Raw genomic sequence first — 19962 nt, 5'->3', positions numbered from 1 at the left:
ACCGTGGGTTTTGTATATTTAAAAATCTAATTTTTAAAACAAACCGGAATAATCTCTCCTTTTGCCAAACAATATTTCTCCACCAATTCAGGTGAAATTTTAGAAGTATAATCTTCTTCAACAACAGTAAATCCTATACTTCTCAATTTGTCAAAATAATCCCTGCCATATACCCGAACGTGATCATATTGGCCAAAAATTTTTGCACGTTCTTTTTCATCCGTAATCGAATCATCTGAAAAAGTTATTTCTCTTGACAAATCCTGCGGAATCTGAAAAATCCCCATGCCACCCGGTTTTAAAACGCGATACAATTCCTTCATGGCTTTTGTGTCATCCGGAATATGCTCCAAAACATGATTACACAAAATCACATCATACGAATTATCTTCAAACGGAAGATTACAAATATCCGCTTTCACATCCGCCAAAGGCGAAAATAAATCAGTTGTTGTATACTCTAAATTCTTTTGATTTCTAAAACGTTTGTAAAATGCCTGTTCAGGAGCAAAATGCAATACTTTTTTTGGAGCTGTAAAAAAATCGGTCTCATTATTCAAATACAACCATAACAACCGATGTCTTTCCAACGAAAGTGTACTTGGAGACAAAACATTATTGCGTTGTTTTCCATATCCGTAAGGCAAAAACATCTTGAAACTCTTTCCATCAATTGGGTCTGTAAACCGATTCCCTTTCAACAAAAACGCCAAAATAGGTCTCGCCACATAACTCAACCTTATAAGAATCGGTCTCGGAATAGTATTTAATATGAATTTAAAAGCTTTTTTCATTGATATAGTACAGATACTTATTTAATCTTAGAAAATAAGTATGTCATTTTAAACTCTTATCACAGAATAATTTTCAACGTCTAGTCTCCCCCTCCTTTGGAGGGGGTCGGGGGGAGGTTTATAGCGGTTTCTTTCTAAACTCCTTCTCCTCATCACTCACAATCCCCAACGCATCATACACATATTGAAACGTAGAAAGCAGCTCGGGTTTTCCATCAATCAATGCCACATTGTGCTCAAAATGAGCACTTGGCTTCATATCAGCCGTCAAAATCGTCCATCCGTCTTTCAACTGTTTGATGTTTTTTGTTCCCATATTAATCATCGGCTCAATCGCAACCACCATACCTTCTACAAACAATTTTCCGCGACCGCGTTTACCATAATTCGGCATTTCCGGATCTTCGTGCATTTTTCGGCCTAAACCGTGACCAACTAATTCACGCACAACGCTATAACCATTTGATTCGCAATACGTTTGAATCGCATTTCCCACATCTTCAACACGATTTCCGGCCTTAAATTGGCGAATACCAACATATAATGATTCCTTCGTAATCTTTAATAATCGTTTTGTTTCCGGAGCCACATCGCCAATCTCAAAAGAATACGCGTGATCACCATAAAATTCATTCATCAAAACACCACAATCTACCGAAATTACATCACCACTTTCCAACGGTTTATTGTTCGGAATCCCATGAACCACCTGAGCATTCGGACTCATGCACAACGAATTAGGAAAATCATACAAACCCAAAAATGCAGGAACACCACCATTATCACGAATAAATTCTTCCGCCAATTTGTCTAAATAAAGTGTTGTTACACCGGGCTTAATCTCCTTTGCAATCATACCAAGCGTTTTCGAAACCAATAAAGAACTGGCACGCATTAACTCAATTTCCTCTCGGGTTTTTGGAATAATCATAGTCAAAATTTAAAGGCTCAAAGGTACACTTTTTTTTATTTTTTTTATAAGTAGCAATATCCCGTCATCCGCTACAAGCTTTTTTGTCTTGTGGCGTTTTTCTAAATCAAAAAAGAGCTTCTTTCAGTCGCTTTTTTTTGCTAAGAAAAACTGCCACAATCCTGCAAAAGGCTTTCCGCTACTACCGGGGCTAAAAAACCCAAAAACAATGAGAAATATCAGTTTTTAAACAATAAATCACCCTTATCTTTGTTTAAAATTTAGGAAATATGAGTAAATATGTCACCGCAGAACAAGCAGTTCAAGTTGTAAAGTCAGGCGATAGGGTCTATGTTCAGGCCGCAGCTGCAGCACCTACCGTTTTAACCAAAGCATTAACCCAACGAGCATCTGAACTAAAAAATGTAGAAATTTGTCATCTTCACACGGAGGGAGAAGCACCGTATGCAAATCCGGAATTAGCAGCAAGTTTTCACGTCAATTCTTTTTTTCTTGGAGCTAATGTTCGTCATACACTTAAAGCCGGAAATGGGTCTTATACACCTGTTTTTTTAAGTGAATTACCTAATTTGTTTCGAAAAAATGTATTGCCGTTAGATGTTGTTTTTATACACGTTTCACCACCGGATAGACATGGTTATTGCTCTTTGGGTGTTTCCGTAGAAGCTTCCGTGGCTGCTATCGAAAATGCAAAAATTGTGATTGCACAAGTTAATCCGCAAATGCCAAGAACTTTTGGCGATGGAATTCTGCACGAATCAGAAATTGATTATTTAGTAGAAGTAAATGAAACTATTTACACACACGATATTGAAACATTTACACCCGAAGAAGAAAAAATAGGAGAATATGTCGCTTCCTTAATCGACGATAGAAGCACGCTTCAAATGGGAATTGGATCTATTCCAAATGCTGCATTGAGCAAATTAGGCAATCACAAAGATTTAGGATTGCATACCGAGATGTTCTCAGATGGTGTGATTGACTTAATTGAAAAAGACGTCATAAATTGTAACTTTAAAGGAACAACTCGCGGGCGTGTTTTGGCCACTTTTTTAATGGGATCACGGCGTTTATATGATTTTGTTGATGATAATTCATTTATCGAGATGAAGGAATCTTCGGCCGTGAATGATACAGCAAGAATTCGTAAAAACCCGAAAATGGTCGCCATTAACTCAGCCATAGAAGTAGATGTAACCGGACAAGTTTGTGCGGACTCCATTGGAGGAAGAATGTATTCCGGAGTAGGAGGACAAATGGATTTTATGCGAGGAGCTTCGTTAAGCGTTGGCGGTAAGGCAATTATTGCACTTCCTTCACAAACAAAAAGAGGTGAAAGTAGAATTGTACCGTTTTTAAAACAAGGAGCAGGTGTTGTAACCACTCGTTCGCATGTGCAATACATCATTACCGAATACGGAATTGCCAATCTTTATGGAAAAACCTTGAAACAGCGTGTGGCAGAAATGGTCAAAATTGCACACCCAAACCACCGCGAATGGATAGAAAAGGCCTACTATGAAATGATGGAGATTAAAAAGGTAATTTGTTGAATTTAGGTTTAAAAAGTTTAAAAGTTTAAAGGTTTAAAAGGCGACTTGCAGTAATGTAAGTCGTTTTTTCTCCACAAAGTTGTCATTCCGACGAAGGAGGAATCTCATAATCTGAATAACTTTATGTGATTTCTCCTTCGTCGAAATGACACAAAATCTTAAAAGTTTTGGACTTTAGTTTATTTTTAATCGCTCACTTTTAAACTTCTAATTATCCAACCATCAAAGTATAAAATTATTCATTAAACTGCGGGTTAGCAATTATTTTAAACAAGTCGGCATTTGAAACACAAAACTTAACTTGTGTATCAATTTGTTGCAAACTTGTGCTCAATAAACTGTTTTCTCTGGAGTTGATTAAAAATAAAGAACTTTCTCCATAAAAAAACATTCTTTCTTCTGCATCAAGCATCGTTTTAAAATTATCTACCAATTCATTTGCAATTTGAATTTGATTTTTTAGTGATTTGATTTCTTCTAACTGATAATCAATTTTATTTTTGAGTACTTGGTTTTCTAATTGTAAATCTAATTCGGCATCTTGCAATTTGAATTTGGCAATTTTAAAATTTCCTCTTTCTTTTCTTAAAAATAAAGGAAAACTAAAGTTTATCCCGTACTTGTAATTTACCGTATTAAAATCCCTCACAAATTCCGGTTCTGATAAATAATTGTAATTCAAATTAATTGTTGGTTTCAATAAATCACCTTTTAATCGTTTATCAACCTCCAGAATTGAAACTTTATTTTGTAACGATCGAATCTTTGGATGATTTTGAAAATCGATATCGGCTAGCAACAATCCGTTTGTTTTTAATGTATTTTCAACCTTTTTTTCCAATTCGCTTTCGGGAGAAATTCTGTCTTGCAATTCTAACGGAAGGTTGTTTTCAAACCATAAAAAGTTGGATAATTCCAGTTTCGATTTAAGCAATTTTAAACGTGATTGTTCTAAGCTTAATTTTCTGGATTTCACCAAAATTCCTGCTTCAATACTATCAATTGCTGGTCGGTCTCCCGCAGAAATTAATCCTTTTATTCCATTAAAACGTTCTTCGGAATTTTTTAAAAAAGTTTCATATAATTTGTATTCATTATAGCTTCTATACCAATTAAAATAGCCATTAGCTGCGGTATAAAGTACATTAGCAACTTCCAAATCTCGTTCGGCTTGTGATAAATTGGAATATATTTTTGCTTTTTTCAAATCGGCCATTCGGTTATTAATGAGTAAACCTTGACCAATCGGGATCGAAATTCCGGCCATAGCCAAACCATTTGCAGGAGTAGTATTTTGTGGATTCAAATACACACCTTCCATTTGATCAAATCCGGCTTTAATTTCAATTCCGTACCACGTTGGAATTTTGAACGTAGCATTCAATAAATCGTAATATTCCGTCGATTTGAATTGTTTGTTTTCATAATCCACTTCAATTTTTGGATCAAATCCGCCACGAGCGGCAATAATTCCGGCTTGTGCCTGGCTAACTTCTAAGTTGGCTTGCTTGACCAACGGATGAAATTGTTTAACATAACCCAAATAAGCATCCAACGTCAAAATAGAATCCGTTGCACTATTTTGCGACCACGAAATAGCTGAAAAAAACAGTAATATTGGCAAAATTCTTTTCATCAAATACCTATTTTTTAGTTTCTGTGGTTTGGGTAGGAGTGTAAAAATTCGGTGGAAATCCGTTTAATTTTCGCCATAATTCATACCAAATCGGAACATTGTCTAACAAAGCAAATGTTTGAGCACCGGCACCAATGTTGAGTTCTTTTGGCCACGGTTTATCGTTTGGATCTTGAGCAATTAAAACGCGGTATTTTCCATTCACACTAATAAAATTTTCGACAGCAATAATTTCGCCACCAAATGTTCCGTAGGAAGAATTGGGCCAACCGCTAAAAACAATAGTTGGCCAACCATCAAACCAAACTCGCACTTTTTCACCTTTGTGAATTAACGGCATATCGATAGGTTGAATATACGTTTCAACCGCAATATCATATTTTGATGGCATAATGCTTACAACTGGCGTTCCTTCTTTAATCATTTCACCAAGTCCGGATTGTAAAGCACGGTTCACATAGCCGTTTTGCGGAGCTTTGATGTAGTAAAGTTCGTTCCGCATTTTATAATTGGTTACTTGATTTTGCAATTTATTCACTTGTGCTTCCGTATCAAATTGACTGCTTAACGCCGTGAATCGTTCGCTTTGAGCTTTCGAGATTTTATCGGTATATTCAGCCGTGATTCGATTAATTTCAACTTTTGCATTGATTAATTCGTTTCTGGCGGTTAATAATTTATTTTGCTGTGTGATGATTTTTGCTTCAGAATCTTGCAATTTCAAACGTTTATCTTCCACATCGGTCATTGGTTTTAAACCTTCTTTGTTTAAATCTTGTGAACGTTTAAACTGGGTTTGAGCAATTTTAAGTTGGGTTTTTACAGCTTCCAAATCCATACTATCACTTTTTACCTTTAAATGTGACTGTTCAATTTTGTTTCTGGCTTGTTCTAATTTTAGTATTCGTTCGCGTTCAATAGCCGCAATTTGTGAAGAAAGTGAGTTGGCTTTTCCTTCATAGGATTCTTCCGAAAGCATTTTCGCCTTCATTTGATTTTCGGTATTATCAACCAAATTTGGGTCGAAATAATCTTCTTTAACCTCTGAAATAAATAAAATCGTGTCGCCTTTGTTTACATATTGACCTTCTGCAACATACCATTTTTCAATTCTACCTGCAATTGCCGTGTGAATGGTTTGCGGGCGTTGCTCCGGCGAAATTGTGGTAACAAAACCGGTTCCTTGAATGTTTTGTGTCCAAGGTAAAAGAACAAATAGAAAACACACGATGAAAAACCACATTAAAATGCGATTAAACGTCTTAAAATAGCGTCTTTCACTCAATTTATTAATGGTTTTAAATCGAGTTAGATTTACTTTTTCGTTGATATTATTTTTAGCGATATTCAGCATATTACTTAGTATCAGAAATTAATTTTCCTTTTTCTAATGTGATGATTCTATCACATTTTTGTTTCCAGTATTCATTTTTAGATGTAACAACAACCGTCCAATTATTTTCTTTTGACAGAATAAAATCGATAATTTCTCTGCTTTCGTCTTCATCCATTTTATCAAAGGGATTTTCTAAAAACAGTACAAGGGGATCGTTTACAATGGCCCTGGCTAGAAGAATTTTTTGTGCTAAAGATGAAGGTAGTTGCTTTCCTTCTGTTAGAATTTTCTCGTCTAATCCTTTTGGCATTTTCTTGATAACTTCGGTTAATTTAATTCTCTCCAGCACCAATTTTAATTTTTCTGTAGACACATTTGGATTTTTGAACGTTATGTTTTCAGAAATTGTACCCTCAAATAGCGATTGACCGTCTGTTATTATTCCTATTTGAGCCCGATATTGTTCGAAATTTATTTTGTTATAATGTTCATCATTAATATAAATAGAACTACTATTTGTGTGAATTAATCCGGCTAAAATGCGAAGTAAAGTTGTTTTTCCTGAACCGTTCCTTCCATCCAAATATATTTTTTCGTTTTGATTTATATGAAGCGAAATCGCATTTAAAATTTTCTTCGTAGAATCAGGGAAATTAAAATTTAGCTCATCAATTTCAAAATGAATATTTTTGTAACAATAAGTACTTTCCGATGTTTCATTCTCTTCAATTTCCATGTCAACTACTTGTCCTATTTTTTCAATAGAAGTCAACACATCATAAAAGGTTTCTAATCCAACAATTATCTTTTCAACAGAATTGATCACTAAAAGGATGATGATTTCTGCTGCCACAAACTGACCAATATTTAATTGCTGATTGATTACTAAATATCCGCCAATAAGCAACAAACCCGCTGAAATTAAAGCCTTAAAACCAATTAATTGAATAAATTGTCGTTTAATAACTTCAAAATGGCTTTCTCTTGATTTGAGATATTCCGTTACTAATTTGTCGTTTTTGCTTAAAGCAAATTCTGATTCAATTTTACTTTTAAAGCCAAAATAATTTCGGGCAATTTCCTGAATCCAGTGAGCAACTTTGTATTTGTATTTTGATTCGGTTAAACTTGTTTTTAAACCGGTTTCAAAAGAAATTCTGAAAATTAAATACAAAACAATAAACAATAAAAGTCCAAAAAGAATGAATAGTGGATGATATATAGAAAGCAAAAGTAATCCGAACACAATTTGCAACAACGATTCAGAATAATCCAAAATTAACTTTGCAACACTTTTTTGAACGGTTATCGTATCAAAAAAACGATTTGCTAATTCCGGCGGATAATTATTGTGAAATTCGGTGTATTTGATTTTTGGAAAACGATACGAAAATTCGAATGAGGAACGAATAAATATTTTTTGTTGAATTGTTTCTGTAATTCTAAGTTGCATTAACCGTAGAATTCCGTTAAAAACTACTCCTAAAATTACTACAGCAACGAGGATTATCCAAGATAAACTTACTCTCCCGCCTTGAATTAGGTTGATAATGGCTTGAACTCCTAACGGCAAAGAAAGACTAACGATTCCTGAAAAAATGGCATAAAAAAACACTTGATAGATGTCTTTTTTGTCAAGCTTAAGAAGGTTGATAAAACGTTTTAATGGCGATTTTGATGCTTTTTCCATGGTTAGTTAATCTGTTTTAAAACTAAGTTTTTGAAAAATTCAGTTGGCGTAATTGTTTCTGAACAATCTGTGATTGATTTAAAATGATTTTTTAAAAAGTGTTGATGTAATGCTCCTTCGACTACAGTAGAAATTAAACTTTTTGCATAAGGATATGTTGGACTTACTTCGTTAACCATTTCAATCATTCTATTTAGAACACGTTTATAGATGAGAAAATAGCCTTCTTTGTTCTCTTCATCAACTTCTTTAGTAAGATACGATTTTGAGAATTCACAGATGATAATTTTGTTTAACAGAATTTCATTAATGTGCGGATGGTTACTGTCTGTAGTGATTTCTTCGGTCACAATTTGTATTGCTTTCATCAATTTTTCTTGCGGATTCGAAATACTGTTGGTAGATAGAACTAATTTGAATTCCATCCAACCCCAATACCAAGAGGTTAAGTAAAGCAAAAGTTTATGCTTGCTTTCGAAATAGCGATAAATCGAACTTTCATTTGAACCAATTTTTTGGCCTAATTTTTTAAAAGTAAAATTATCAAATCCAATTTCATCAATCAACAAAATACTGTTTTCAAGAATTTTTTTGCCTAGTTCCGATGTCTCCGGATCTTTTACATAAATTTTCTGACTGATGTTTATTTTGATGCCATCCAAAATGTTTTTCATATACTAACTTTTGCAAAAGTAATTTCATAACGCAAAATTAATAGCATTACTATTGAATCTGAAATTAATTAACTTAATTTTAATAGCTGTTAAAGATTGATTTAAAAAAAAGTCCCGCCGAAGCAGGACTAAAATTTTTTATATTGTGGCTATAGTAGAAAATTTAAGTGACGATTTAGTTTACCTTTTCAAACTAAAATTAGACATAAATTCCAGTTTATTTCCGTCTTTAGTATAAATGACCTTGAACCAATAATCGTCGGAAGGTACTGGTTTTCCGTTAAAAGTTCCATCCCAACCATTACCATTTTGACTAATTTCTTTCAATAACTTTCCGTAACGGTCAAAAATATAAATGTGGTTGATTTCGATAATTGGTGAGCCAACAATTTTCCAAGTATCGTTAAAACCATCTCCATTTGGCGTAAAGAAGATTGGGAAATCTAACACGGTAAATGTGGTACTTATTTCATCGCAACCAAATTTATTTCTAACTCTCAACACAAAATCTCCTGCCGGAATGTTGGTGAAAACCGGACTATCTTGCCATAAATCAGGAATAATCGAGTATTCATAATCAGTAGAAGTTGGTGTAGCCGTTGCAGTGATTGTATTTTCATTTTCAAATCCAATAAGGTTTTGTGGAGAAATCGTTACTGCATTTGGTGCTAATGTTTTTATGGTTGTAAAGTTGAAAACGCTCGAACAAAGTGCAGCATTAGAAATGTTTGTAACTAAAACGGAAAAATTTCCTTCGATGTCTGTTGAAAATGTGCTTAATGATTCACCTGAAATTTCATTTTCTGAAAGAGCGTCAAATTCGGTAAACCATTTAAAAGTGTAATCAGTTTCATTCAATAATGTTCTGATGTTGGCTTCTTTTAAGGTATTTCCATTTTCATCAATACAGATATAATAAGGGAATGTTCTTAAATTATTTTCGGGAAACGAACGAACGTAAAGGTCTAATTCTAAAATTCTAAAACAAGCAATTCCAGTTTCACTATCAAAATTTGTTGTACTCGTTACGCGAACATAAATCGTTTGAAAATCTTGAATTGTATTTGTAAAATTAGTTGGATTTTGAATAAATGAATTGTTATTGTTTTGTGCATCAGTACTATTTTCATAATATCTGATAACAATATTATTTAAGTTTGAAGGTCCGGCAATTTCTGAAATTCTTTCCGTTAAATTGAAATCATAATAACCGCTATCGTCACATTTTTCAAGTGGAGTAGGGTTGGTCAAACTTCCGGGAATTGTTACTACCGCTAAACTTAAACTGGTTGTTGAAAAACAATTGTTATTGGTTGGATCAATTACTTTTACAAAAATTGTTTTTGTAGTAGATTCATACGCATTCGGTTGTGCAATAAAATTATCTGCCACTAAGTCGGCTATCGTTTCATAATAATAAACCTGATAATTTGCATTTCCGCCAGTAATTTGATTATTCCGTAGAGATAAGTTAAATGTAGAAACAGTATCACCACAGATTGAAATTTCATTTGGAGTAAAAATAACAGGATTAGGAAACACTTCGATTCTAAAACTTATAATAGAAAAACATTGTGTTGCCGAATCAAATAAACGGACAAAAATGTCATTATTACCAACAGGAAAAGCCAGCGGAATATTTTTGTTTAAGGAACCTGAATTGCTTTCTGCAAGTAAAAATGTTCTAAAATAAGATGCTTGAACGGTTGGGCTTTGATTAAGTAAGGCTTCGGTATCAAAATTACTTAATACCACTGTTTCAGTTTCGCAAAGTGAAATCGAAGTTACAGAATTTTGAATTGGAGGTGTAGTAATTTCTACTTGAAAAGTACCAACGCCTTCACAAATATTATTGGTTTCTACTCGTGTGTAAATAGTTTGAATTCCAATAGGAATCTGTGACAAATTAGTTAATTGATCTGTTTTTACAGATGCATCTGTTGCGGTTAAATAAAAAGTGATTTCAACAGGATTTCCTCCAAAAAAATTGTTGCGAATGATGTTTTCTTGTAATGAAAAATTAACCAATCCGTAATTTTGGTTTAAAACCGGACAAACAGGAGCTATATTTGGATATGAAGATAAACTGGTTGGATTTACCGTTAAAGCAATAGTTGCTGCTGTGGTTGAGGTGCAATTAGGTATTGAATTCTCATTTACCGCAATCACATAAATGTTTTGATTTTGAGTTGAATTCACAAAGGCTTCCGGAGTTAAAATTTGTTGTGTTAATCCGCTGTCTAAAAAATAAAACAACGTTAAACCGGAAACATTATTTGTGATTTCATTGTAGGCTTCTGTTAAATTGGTTGTGGCGATACCATCATTGTTTGGGGCAATATAATCACATTGTTCAACTATAATTGGGCTTGTGTTTAATAACGGAATAGGATTAATTTGAATGGAAACGGTATTAGAATTGCCAATACAAATGCCTTCTTCCGTTACTTCTAAATAATAGTCTGCGGTTGAATTTGACGCTTGAATTGCAGTTGAAATAACCAATGTTGATGCATTTTCACCCGCAAGCAACGTGTTGTTTTGATACCACTGATAAGTTAGATTATTAAGATTTACGCTATTAACAATTGAGGAAGTAATCGTATAACTATCATTATCACATAGTGAAGAATTGTCTAAAATGGTTACTTGAGGCGTATCATAAATAAAAATAGAATTTGTTATAACTTCGTTACAACCACCATTTGTTACACCTAAATTATATTTCCCCGGAAGAGTTGGCGTAAAATTAGAAGTAGATATTCCCGTGAGGATAATGTCATTTCTATACCATTTATAAACTGGATTATCTACTAGTGAATCAAATAAATTTTGGTTTAGAATTGTGCTTTGTAAAACAGGATTGGATGTTAAACAAGCAGTTGCACTATTTTGTATTGTAACTGTAGGCAACACAAAGAATTTTAATTCAATTTGATCTTCACTAACAGGCAGATTATTCATATCTACAGTTGGGTCAGTGCTATCATAAGTTGTAGTTTCAACCCGATAAACACCTGAATCTGCTAAATTTGATAAAGTGTTTGTACTGATTGTGCTATCCGTAAATGTGCTTAGTAAAACATTGTTTCGGTACCAGGTGTAATTAAAACGTAAATCACTTGGATTTCCATCAAAATCAGTCACATCAATCGTTGCTGTAATACTTTTTGTTTGAGGCTTGCAATAGTCAGTTTGTGTGATTTCGTTTCCGCTATCATCAGTGATTTCTACCGAAGATAAAAAACTACAATCAGAACTTCCCGTTCCACCAACTTGAGTAATTGTAATTTCACCTGGAGTATTGGAATAGTTATCTATTAACAAAACATACAATTGACCGGGTTGTCCGTTTGGAATAGTTACAATTTCAACACTATTGGGAGACCAACTACAATCAACTTCACTGCTGATATTTAGTTGGTTACAAACATTTGATAAGTCAGTAAAAGGTCCCCAAAGTACAAAGTCTACATCTGTGCCATTGCCAGTATTGTTTACTTGATTTATTTGTAAAACAATATCTCCTGGGGTTTGAACTTTAACAAAAAACCAAGTTGGTCCCTGAAAATCATCATTAATGCAAGTGGTATTAAAATTTTCACTGTTTCCTCCCACTGAATTTTGAAACGGAATATTAGTTGCACATGATTGATAGGCGGCAAAATTGGCTTGAAAATCTGCACACGACGGAGCTCCACCTTGTGCAAACACTGTTTGAATAATTAAAATCCAAAATAGAAAAAATACTCTTTTTATTATCTTCAGCATAATTTAAAGTAAGGAATGCCTTGTCATTACAACAGGTTTTTCAACCCCCATTAAGTCTAAAATTGTGGGAGCAATATCGCCTAACACGCCATTATTAATTGTTTTTAAATCGTTGTCTACCAAAATCACAGGAACCGGATTGGTAGTATGAGCTGTGTTTGGTGAACCATCAGCGTTAATCATTGTTTCACAATTTCCGTGATCTGCAATAACAATGGTGGTATAATTATTTGCTAAAGCCGTTTCGATTACTTCTTTTACACACACATCAACTGCTTCACAAGCTTTAATTGCTGCTTCCATTACACCGGTGTGACCAACCATGTCTCCGTTTGCGAAATTTAAACAGACAAAATCAACTTCACCTTTTTTGAGTTCTTCTACTAATGCATCTTTTAATTCAAAGGCACTCATTTCAGGTTTCAAATCGTAAGTGGCTACTTTTGGTGAGTTTCTTAATATACGGGTTTCGCCTTCAAATGGTTCTTCCCGACCGCCGGAAAAAAAGAACGTTACGTGCGGGTATTTTTCTGTTTCCGCAATTCGGATTTGTTTTTTATGGTTTCTTTCCAAAACTTCTCCTAACGTTTCTGTGATATTATCTTTGTTGTAAATTACCTTGATGTTTTTATAGGTTTCATCATAATTCGTTAACGTTACATAATATAAATCCAGTTGATGCATGTTTTGTTCATGACAATCAAATTGCGTTAAAACTTCAGTTAATTGACGACCTCTATCTGTTCTAAAATTGAAGAAAATTACAACGTCACCGTTTTTAATGGTGGTTAATGGTTTGTCATTTTCATCGACCATAATTATTGGTTGAATAAATTCATCTGTAATGTCATTAGCATAATTATCTTGAATACTATCAATCGCATTTGTAGAATGATTTCCGATACCATTCACCAATAAATCATAGGCCAATTTTACTCTTTCCCATCTTCTGTCTCTGTCCATGGCATAGTAGCGACCAATAACAGATGCTAATTTTGCGGTAGTATTTTTGCAATAATTTTCTAATTCGGATATAAATCGAACACCTGATTTTGGGTCAACATCACGACCATCTGTAAATGCATGTATGAAAACGTTGTTTAAACCAAAATCTTGTGTGGCGTCAACCAATCCTTTTATATGATCAATATGAGAATGCACGCCACCATCTGAAACTAATCCTAAAAAATGAACATCTTTTTGGTTTGTTTTAGCATATTGAAAAGCTTCTTGCAGCACTTTTTCGTTGTTCAATGTCTTATTTTGAACAGCCAAATTAATTCGTGTAAGTTCTTGATAAATAATTCTTCCGGCTCCTAAATTCATGTGACCCACTTCAGAATTTCCCATCTGACCCTCGGGAAGACCAACATTTAAACCATCTGTGCGTAATTCAGCATTTGGATAATTGTGGTATAATGAATCTATAAATGGTGTATTTGCGTTATCAATTGCAGAAACTTTTGGGTCAGGTGAATGTCCCCAGCCGTCTAAAATCATTAGGATTACTTTCTTGTTCATTGGAAGAATTTTACGCAAAGATAATGAAACACGGCTTTCTGAAAGAATGATTTATACTTTTTTAAACCAGTTTTTAGCTTTATTATAATCTATAAAATAGCGAACGCTCACCGAAAAAACGTGGTTGAGATTGTCTTCAAACACATTGTTAAAATTTGACCCGTAGCTTTTATCAATATCGTTGGAAAAATTTTGAGCATTATTGCGATACAGTGCCGTAATTTGACTTCCAGGAGCAAACCACCATGAATACGACAAATCAAAATTCCACAAATTAAAATTAGCATCTTTATCTGAAGCATAGCTGTTGTTTGGTGTGAAAGTTCCATCTTCCAATAATGTATGAAATTGAACATTTTCTGCAAACGACCAATAATGTCTTGTGGTTAAGTTTAATGTAATTTTATTATTGATGGCATATTTTCCTGAAATGGAATTGGTTAATGTTGTACGATTTCTTTCTGCTAAAATAATGTCGTTTTCAGAAAAATCTACCCAACCAATATCGCTGTTTTGACGGTTATAATTGGTTGAATAAACCAGCGTCAGCTTGTCATTAAATCGGTATCTCGGACTAATAAACAAACCATAGTTCATCCTATTTTCTTGATCAAAAATTCTAACGGAAGGTTCAATGTCTAAAGCAAATTTTCTATTGTAATTTGATGAAAAATAAACCCATGCATTTCCACTTGCCGGAAAAGCCAATGGTCTGCCTGCAACTCTGGATTCGTAAAAATTATAAGTAACAAACGGACTTACTAAAAACCCATATCCAATGTAATCGTTTTTTTTTGTATTGGAATTTACATTTAAATTAATCCAATGATCTTGAGCTTTTCCGGTCGTGTTCTCAAGTTCAACGTAATAATTTGTATTTAGGTTAAAGGAGTTGAATCGTTTGGTTGGATTTAAAATCCGATAATTAAAATTTGCAGCAACATTGTGATAATTTGTCACAAAATTGATCCCTAAATCGTTAATGTCAAATTCTTTTGAAACATATTGCGATGCAATTGAATAACGGTATTTTCCGAAGGTTTTTCCAAAATTTACAAAAGTAGAATAACCATTTCCTTTAGCATCATCATAAATGCTACTCATTTTTAAATCGCCTGAAAAATTGTATTTATTTCCTTTTGAATTAATGTCATACACAATTCCGGTTACATTGGCATCTCTAAAATCGCCAACTCGTGTTACGTTGGTGTTGATAAACGAAACCGAGGAATTTTGGTTAAATCGTTGATCAAAAACCAAAACATTATAATTTGATAAGGGTTCAACTAATTGATTTCGAACTTCATTTGTATCGGTATTTCGAACTCTGGCATATGTTTTTTCGGTTATGGCATTTAAAAAACCTATTCCTAATCCTTCTGCTGTTCTTCCTGAAACTTTTAATGCATTCAAAAGATTTACAGTGCTAGGATGACTCTCTACAATTTCGTTTTCATTGGTTGATGGAAATGTAGATGGAGCTCCGCCAATTCTTCGTGAATAAACCAAATTTCCTTTAGAAAACAAATCTGTTCCTTCTGTAAAAAAAGGTCTGTTTTCATTGAATTGTTGCTCAAACGGGCCCAAATTTAATTCTACATTATCAAAAGCGGTCTGACCAAAATCAGGAACCAAGATTGCATCTAATGTAAAGGAATCATTGATGCCGTATTTAATATCCATTCCGGCTTTAAAAGTGCTTTCAGTGCCTAAATTACTTGATTCAAAATAACCGGATGTATAAGGAATAAGGAATAATCGGGTAGGGGTTTTAATTTTTTCAATTCCTTCCAAAACACCGGCTTGATTAATTACGGAACCAACCGCTCGATCGATTTTGCTCCATGTTACTTTTTGCCTAAAACGACGAATTTCTCTAAAAAAATTCACACCCCATGTTTGAATTTCATTATCAGAAAAACGAAGGGCAGCATACGGAATTTCCATTTCTACAACCCAACCAAAGTCGGTTATTAGAACTTCACTATTCCAAATGGCATCCCACGAAAAATCTTCATTATTTTCGGTTGCCAAACAATCCATTTGAACACCGGAAGCAGATACAAAAAATCTGAAATCTTGCTGTCCGTCGTTAAATCCGTTGATGAAAATCCCAAAATGGTCTGCAGTGCCAAAATTATCTCGCTGGGTTATTTCTTTGTCAATTTTGGATGGATCATTGTCATATAAAACGGCTCCAATATAAATTGCATTGTCGTCGTAAGTTATTTTAATCTCAGATCTTCTTTCAGATGATTCCGGAACACCATTTTCCGGTTCCAGCATAATGAAATTATTTGCAACAGGTGCTTTTAACCAAGCAGCTTCATCTAATTTTCCGTCAATAGAAATAGATTCATTGATGCGAAGAGCAGTTGTTTTTTTCTGACTATACGACTGAGTTATTCCTATTAATAAAAATAAAACGATGAAAAAGAGGTGTTTGGTTAGATTCATAATTCAAAATTAACTATTGGATTTTTAGGAACAATTACTTTATCATTTCATTAAGAAATATTTTATATAGACGTTAAAGTTTCGTTATGTTACACTTTCTCAATACGAATTGTAGTTTTTTTCCGTTTTCTGCGTAGCTCTCTCCCAGAAAGTGAGCTAATTTCCAAAAAAGTTGACATTTAGTTTAAAATAATTTGGTTTTAAACTTTTAATTTATATTTTTGGCATCCCAAGTCTAATTTTTAACCTGTAGATTACCAATGAATTACAAGCTTTTACCGGTTTTGTTGTTTGGATTATTTTCATTCACAACACCAACAAATAATACAACAGACCCTAAAATTATCGCATCCAATAGCAAAGTAACTTTTGAATCTAAAGTGAGTTCTTTGTACAATAATTTAGATGCTAAAAATTTTAAACTTCCTCAATTAGAGAGTTTTACCAAGGCTTTAGAAGGTTTTTACCAATTAAAGCAAAAGGGTTTAATTCAAAATGATATTCTTACACTTGTCGATTTTAGTTTGTCTGCCAATTCCAAAAGATTGTGGGTAATAGACATGAGCACCAACACGGTTTTATATCATTCCTTAGTGGCTCACGGAAGAAATTCCGGCGAAGAATTTGCTACAGCATTTTCCAATAAATCAGAATCATACCAAAGCAGTTTAGGTTTTTACCTTACCGGAGAAACTTATCTAGGAAAGCATGGTCTTTCGCTTCGTTTGGATGGTTTGGAAAGAGGAATTAACGACAAAGCACGTGAAAGAGCAGTTGTGATTCACGGTGCAGATTATGTGTCTGATTCTTTCATAAAACAACACAAACGTTTAGGAAGAAGTCAAGGTTGTCCTGCTTTGCCGGTGGAATTAAACCAAGAAATCATCAAAACGATAAAAGACAAATCATGTTTGTTTATTTATCATCCGTCAAGAAGTTATAAAGTGGCTTCGAAGTTAATTTCGTAGTTTTTTATACAATTCCGCATCTAAACCGTAAATATCATCTCTAAAAATCAGTAGATTTTTATCGCTCCAAGCTGTCCAATATAAAAGGTGAAGGTAAATTGGTTTGGTAAAAGTTACATTCTTTGTTTTTGATTCGGCCAACACTTCATCAATTTTTTCTTTGTTCCAATTAATAGAGTCTGATAATAAGTATTCTGTTAATTCAAACGGATTTTGCACCCGAACGCAACCGGAACTCAACGAACGATTCTCTCGTTCAAAATAGCCTCTCGTATTCGTGTCATGCAGATAAACCGAAAAGCGGTTGGGAAACATAATTTTTACCAATCCTAGCGAATTGAAACTTCCCGGAGATTGCACATAACGGTACGATCTACCTTTGGACGGATTCCAATCATACGGACTCACAACAGTGCTACCGCTATAGATTGTAATGTTTTTGGAAGCAAAGTATCCTCTGTTCTTGGTCGCTGCCGGAATTACGTCTTCTTTTAAAATTGTGGGAGGAACGGTCCAAGTTGGATTAAAAACCACATAACTCAATTTGGAAGACAAAATAGGTGTGCTTCTACTGGCTTTTCCAACAATAATTCGGTGTGTTTTTACTGTGTCTTTTTCTTTTACAACTTGCAACGAATAATCGGGAATGTTGATGATGAGGTATTCTTTTTCAAAATTACGCGGATACCATCGCCAGCGTTCCATATTGGCAATAATTTGCTCTTTTCTTTTTTGTTTGGTAAAATTCAGCGATGCAATTGTTCCTTTTCCAATTACGCCGTCGGGAGCCAAACCGTGCCGACTTTGAAAGTTTTTAACGGCATTAAACGTGGTTTCATCATAAATGTTAGTCAACGAATCCGGTTTTTTCATGTCATACCAATAAGAAAGCCGTTTTTTTACTTCGATTAACACATCATTTGTATCGTTCAATACAATTTTGTCTATGATTTCTAATTTTTTAAAATTCTCATCAGGAAATTGATTGATTATCTTTAAACTATTTTTTAGTTTTTGATAAATAATATGTTGAGGTTTCACTTCATTCACCGCAAAATCAAATGAATCTTTTCGCTGAAAATTCAAAAGCAATTGTTGCACATCGATTTTATTTTCTTTTAAATCCCAATCTTTGTATAACTCTTTTGGGTTTAAAGAACCTTTCGCCGTTTTTTCTACATACTTTTTTAAATTTTCTGTAAGCAAAACATCGTAGTCTATCAATTCTTTATCTAATAAGGTTGGAATTGATTTTTCTAATTTTTCGATTTTTTTTAAATCGAAGTCTTTTGGATTCAACCCTTCTTCTGCCACATTTTTTAAAATGGTAAGTAGCGATTCCCTGCAATTGAATGCCAACCAAAACGTTCTGTTTTCATTTACTTGATAAAAAGCAGCAAGAATAGAATCGTTTTTTTTGGATAGAAAAGTGGAGTCAATGGCCAATACTTTTCCTTCTTCTGTAATTTCAACCGGAAGAGGTTTTTTGGCAGAATCAGGATTTTTTTTCTTGTTGCAAGAAATCAAAATGAGAACAAAAAAAAATAAGTAAAAATGCTTCATAGTGATTAAGAAATCGGGTTCATTTTTTTATACATTACAAAATGAGTGCCAATATCGCCAATTTCAAAAGGATTTCCGTGAACGGAATAGCCTGCTTTTTCATAAAACGGAATGGCGGTTTCGCGTGCATTGAACCACAATAGGTTACACTTGTATTTTTCTGCAATTTCTTCGGCTTGGTGGAGTAATTTTTCACCGAAGCCTCTTTTTTGATGGTGTTTTAAGACTGCCATTCCCCGAATTTGGAACTGATTTTGTTCTTCAAAGGCTTCGTTTTTGTTTTTAAAAAGCGAAACAACACCAATTAAAGCACAGTTAATAAACAGCCCAAGATGAATGGTTGACTGCAAATTATCTCCTTCAAAGTGGCAGGTTTCCACCGGTTTTCCTTCCCGAAGAACGGGATGCCGAACGGAATACGTTTCCAAAGCCGTTATTTCTTTTAAAGTAAGCATAATTTATCTCGTAAAACTTGGAAAACTAAAGGTATAACTTTTTCAGAATAAATTGGTTATAAATTCTGTTAGCTTTTTGATAATTTTTTTTGAAAAAAAATTTGCAACAAAGAAAACTATTTGTCTATATTTGCACTCACAAACGCGGAAGTAGCTCAGTTGGTAGAGCTCCAGCCTTCCAAGCTGGTTGTCGCGAGTTCGAGCCTCGTCTTCCGCTCTGCTAAGAACCTCAAATGAAAGTTTGAGGTTTTTTTATGGTATGAGGCGAGAAGTTTATCCCGATTTTTATCGGGAAGCCTCGTCTTCCGCTCCAAATAAAAGTCTGTACTGATGTTCGGACTTTTTTTATGGAAATAGGTGAGGAGTTTATTTTAAATTTTCACACGGGAGTTCGAAACTTACGACGTAAACATTTATATTCCAAATCTACTCGTAAATAAATTTTTTTGAATTTTCTAATATAGCTAAAGTAGATTATTGATTTGTTTTTTATAACAATTTTCAAAACTAAATTTCATCCTTAGCACTAAGTTGCGTATTCTATGATGAATTACAACAAAAAGTTTAATTATTTAACTTGCAAATTTATAGATGTCGATATAAGGTGTTT

General features: G+C 33.8%; 13 protein-coding genes and 1 tRNA gene. 3 read left to right on the top strand and 11 right to left on the bottom strand.

Features of this window, described 5'->3' with window-relative positions; translation table 11 throughout:
• Positions 1-26: 26 nt before the first annotated feature.
• Both AC23MC_RS14765 and map read right to left on the bottom strand, forming a co-directional pair.
• On the bottom strand, positions 27-794 hold the full coding sequence (locus AC23MC_RS14765) for a class I SAM-dependent methyltransferase (protein ID WP_487569123.1): 768 nt from the start codon (positions 792-794) through the stop codon (positions 27-29).
• A gap of 118 nt (positions 795-912) precedes the next feature.
• Positions 913-1725 carry a type I methionyl aminopeptidase gene (map, locus tag AC23MC_RS14760; RefSeq protein ID WP_487569124.1) on the bottom strand — a complete coding sequence of 271 codons (813 nt, stop codon included), beginning with the start codon at positions 1723-1725 and terminating at the stop codon, positions 913-915.
• Between the two features lie 269 nt (positions 1726-1994).
• On the opposite strand from map, the gene AC23MC_RS14755 reads away from it, so the two are divergent.
• On the top strand, positions 1995-3281 hold the full coding sequence (locus tag AC23MC_RS14755) for an acetyl-CoA hydrolase/transferase family protein (RefSeq protein ID WP_487569125.1): 1287 nt from the start codon (positions 1995-1997) through the stop codon (positions 3279-3281).
• Positions 3282-3516: 235 nt separating this feature from the next.
• Here AC23MC_RS14755 and AC23MC_RS14750 read toward each other — a convergent pair whose 3' ends face one another.
• From AC23MC_RS14750 to AC23MC_RS14720, 7 genes are all read right to left on the bottom strand, one after another.
• The gene (locus AC23MC_RS14750; RefSeq protein WP_487569126.1) at positions 3517-4917 is read right to left on the bottom strand and encodes a TolC family protein; all 1401 of its coding nucleotides are present in this window, start codon (positions 4915-4917) and stop codon (positions 3517-3519) included.
• A gap of 7 nt (positions 4918-4924) precedes the next feature.
• The gene (locus tag AC23MC_RS14745; protein ID WP_487569127.1) at positions 4925-6271 is read right to left on the bottom strand and encodes an HlyD family secretion protein; all 1347 of its coding nucleotides are present in this window, start codon (positions 6269-6271) and stop codon (positions 4925-4927) included.
• Between the two features lies 1 nt (position 6272).
• Complete coding sequence (locus tag AC23MC_RS14740; protein ID WP_487569128.1) at positions 6273-7943, bottom strand: peptidase domain-containing ABC transporter; 1671 nt, start codon at positions 7941-7943, stop codon at positions 6273-6275.
• Positions 7944-7945: 2 nt separating this feature from the next.
• Entirely contained in the window at positions 7946-8617 is a 672-nt protein-coding gene (locus AC23MC_RS14735) for a TetR/AcrR family transcriptional regulator (protein ID WP_487569129.1), read from the bottom strand.
• A 180-nt stretch (positions 8618-8797) separates the two neighbouring features.
• Entirely contained in the window at positions 8798-12388 is a 3591-nt protein-coding gene (locus tag AC23MC_RS14730) for a T9SS type B sorting domain-containing protein (RefSeq protein WP_487569130.1), read from the bottom strand.
• Positions 12389-12391: 3 nt separating this feature from the next.
• A complete protein-coding gene (gene gpmI, locus AC23MC_RS14725; RefSeq protein WP_487569131.1) occupies positions 12392-13909 on the bottom strand; it encodes a 2,3-bisphosphoglycerate-independent phosphoglycerate mutase in 1518 nt (505 codons plus the stop codon).
• A 51-nt stretch (positions 13910-13960) separates the two neighbouring features.
• The gene (locus tag AC23MC_RS14720) at positions 13961-16366 is read right to left on the bottom strand and encodes a DUF5916 domain-containing protein (protein WP_487569132.1); all 2406 of its coding nucleotides are present in this window, start codon (positions 16364-16366) and stop codon (positions 13961-13963) included.
• A gap of 260 nt (positions 16367-16626) precedes the next feature.
• Here AC23MC_RS14720 and AC23MC_RS14715 point away from each other — a divergent pair, with 260 nt between their 5' ends.
• A complete protein-coding gene (locus tag AC23MC_RS14715; protein ID WP_487569133.1) occupies positions 16627-17334 on the top strand; it encodes a murein L,D-transpeptidase catalytic domain family protein in 708 nt (235 codons plus the stop codon).
• Here AC23MC_RS14715 and AC23MC_RS14710 read toward each other — a convergent pair.
• Together AC23MC_RS14710 and AC23MC_RS14705 are read right to left on the bottom strand one after the other, a co-directional pair.
• A complete protein-coding gene (locus AC23MC_RS14710; RefSeq protein ID WP_487569134.1) occupies positions 17323-18897 on the bottom strand; it encodes a L,D-transpeptidase family protein in 1575 nt (524 codons plus the stop codon). The two genes, AC23MC_RS14715 and AC23MC_RS14710, sit on opposite strands and share 12 nt — an antisense overlap.
• A 5-nt stretch (positions 18898-18902) precedes the next feature.
• Positions 18903-19352: a GNAT family N-acetyltransferase gene (locus AC23MC_RS14705; RefSeq protein ID WP_487569135.1), complete on the bottom strand. Its 450-nt coding sequence runs from the start codon at positions 19350-19352 to the stop codon at positions 18903-18905.
• A 144-nt stretch (positions 19353-19496) separates the two neighbouring features.
• On the opposite strand from AC23MC_RS14705, the gene AC23MC_RS14700 reads away from it, so the two are divergent.
• A tRNA-Gly gene (locus tag AC23MC_RS14700) sits at positions 19497-19569 on the top strand.
• Positions 19570-19962 lie beyond the last annotated feature (393 nt).

The organism is Flavobacterium sp. T50_26 (assembly GCF_057652995.1).
Note: the sequence above shows the minus strand (reverse complement) of the source record. Positions and strands in the feature narration are given on the sequence as shown.

Excerpts from the sequence above, each read along its gene's own strand:
- AC23MC_RS14715 (WP_487569133.1), top strand. The coding sequence starts at position 16,627 with ATGAATTACAAGCTTTTACCGGTTTTGTTGTTTGGATTATTTTCATTC.
- AC23MC_RS14755 (WP_487569125.1), top strand. The coding sequence starts at position 1,995 with ATGAGTAAATATGTCACCGCAGAACAAGCAGTTCAAGTTGTAAAGTCA.
- map (WP_487569124.1), bottom strand. The coding sequence starts at position 1,725 with ATGATTATTCCAAAAACCCGAGAGGAAATTGAGTTAATGCGTGCCAGT.
- AC23MC_RS14750 (WP_487569126.1), bottom strand. The coding sequence starts at position 4,917 with ATGAAAAGAATTTTGCCAATATTACTGTTTTTTTCAGCTATTTCGTGG.
- AC23MC_RS14730 (WP_487569130.1), bottom strand. The coding sequence starts at position 12,388 with ATGCTGAAGATAATAAAAAGAGTATTTTTTCTATTTTGGATTTTAATT.
- AC23MC_RS14745 (WP_487569127.1), bottom strand. The coding sequence starts at position 6,271 with ATGCTGAATATCGCTAAAAATAATATCAACGAAAAAGTAAATCTAACT.
- AC23MC_RS14705 (WP_487569135.1), bottom strand. The coding sequence starts at position 19,352 with ATGCTTACTTTAAAAGAAATAACGGCTTTGGAAACGTATTCCGTTCGG.
- AC23MC_RS14735 (WP_487569129.1), bottom strand. The coding sequence starts at position 8,617 with ATGAAAAACATTTTGGATGGCATCAAAATAAACATCAGTCAGAAAATT.
- AC23MC_RS14740 (WP_487569128.1), bottom strand. The coding sequence starts at position 7,943 with ATGGAAAAAGCATCAAAATCGCCATTAAAACGTTTTATCAACCTTCTT.
- AC23MC_RS14720 (WP_487569132.1), bottom strand. The coding sequence starts at position 16,366 with ATGAATCTAACCAAACACCTCTTTTTCATCGTTTTATTTTTATTAATA.
- AC23MC_RS14710 (WP_487569134.1), bottom strand. The coding sequence starts at position 18,897 with ATGAAGCATTTTTACTTATTTTTTTTTGTTCTCATTTTGATTTCTTGC.
- gpmI (WP_487569131.1), bottom strand. The coding sequence starts at position 13,909 with ATGAACAAGAAAGTAATCCTAATGATTTTAGACGGCTGGGGACATTCA.
- AC23MC_RS14765 (WP_487569123.1), bottom strand. The coding sequence starts at position 794 with ATGAAAAAAGCTTTTAAATTCATATTAAATACTATTCCGAGACCGATT.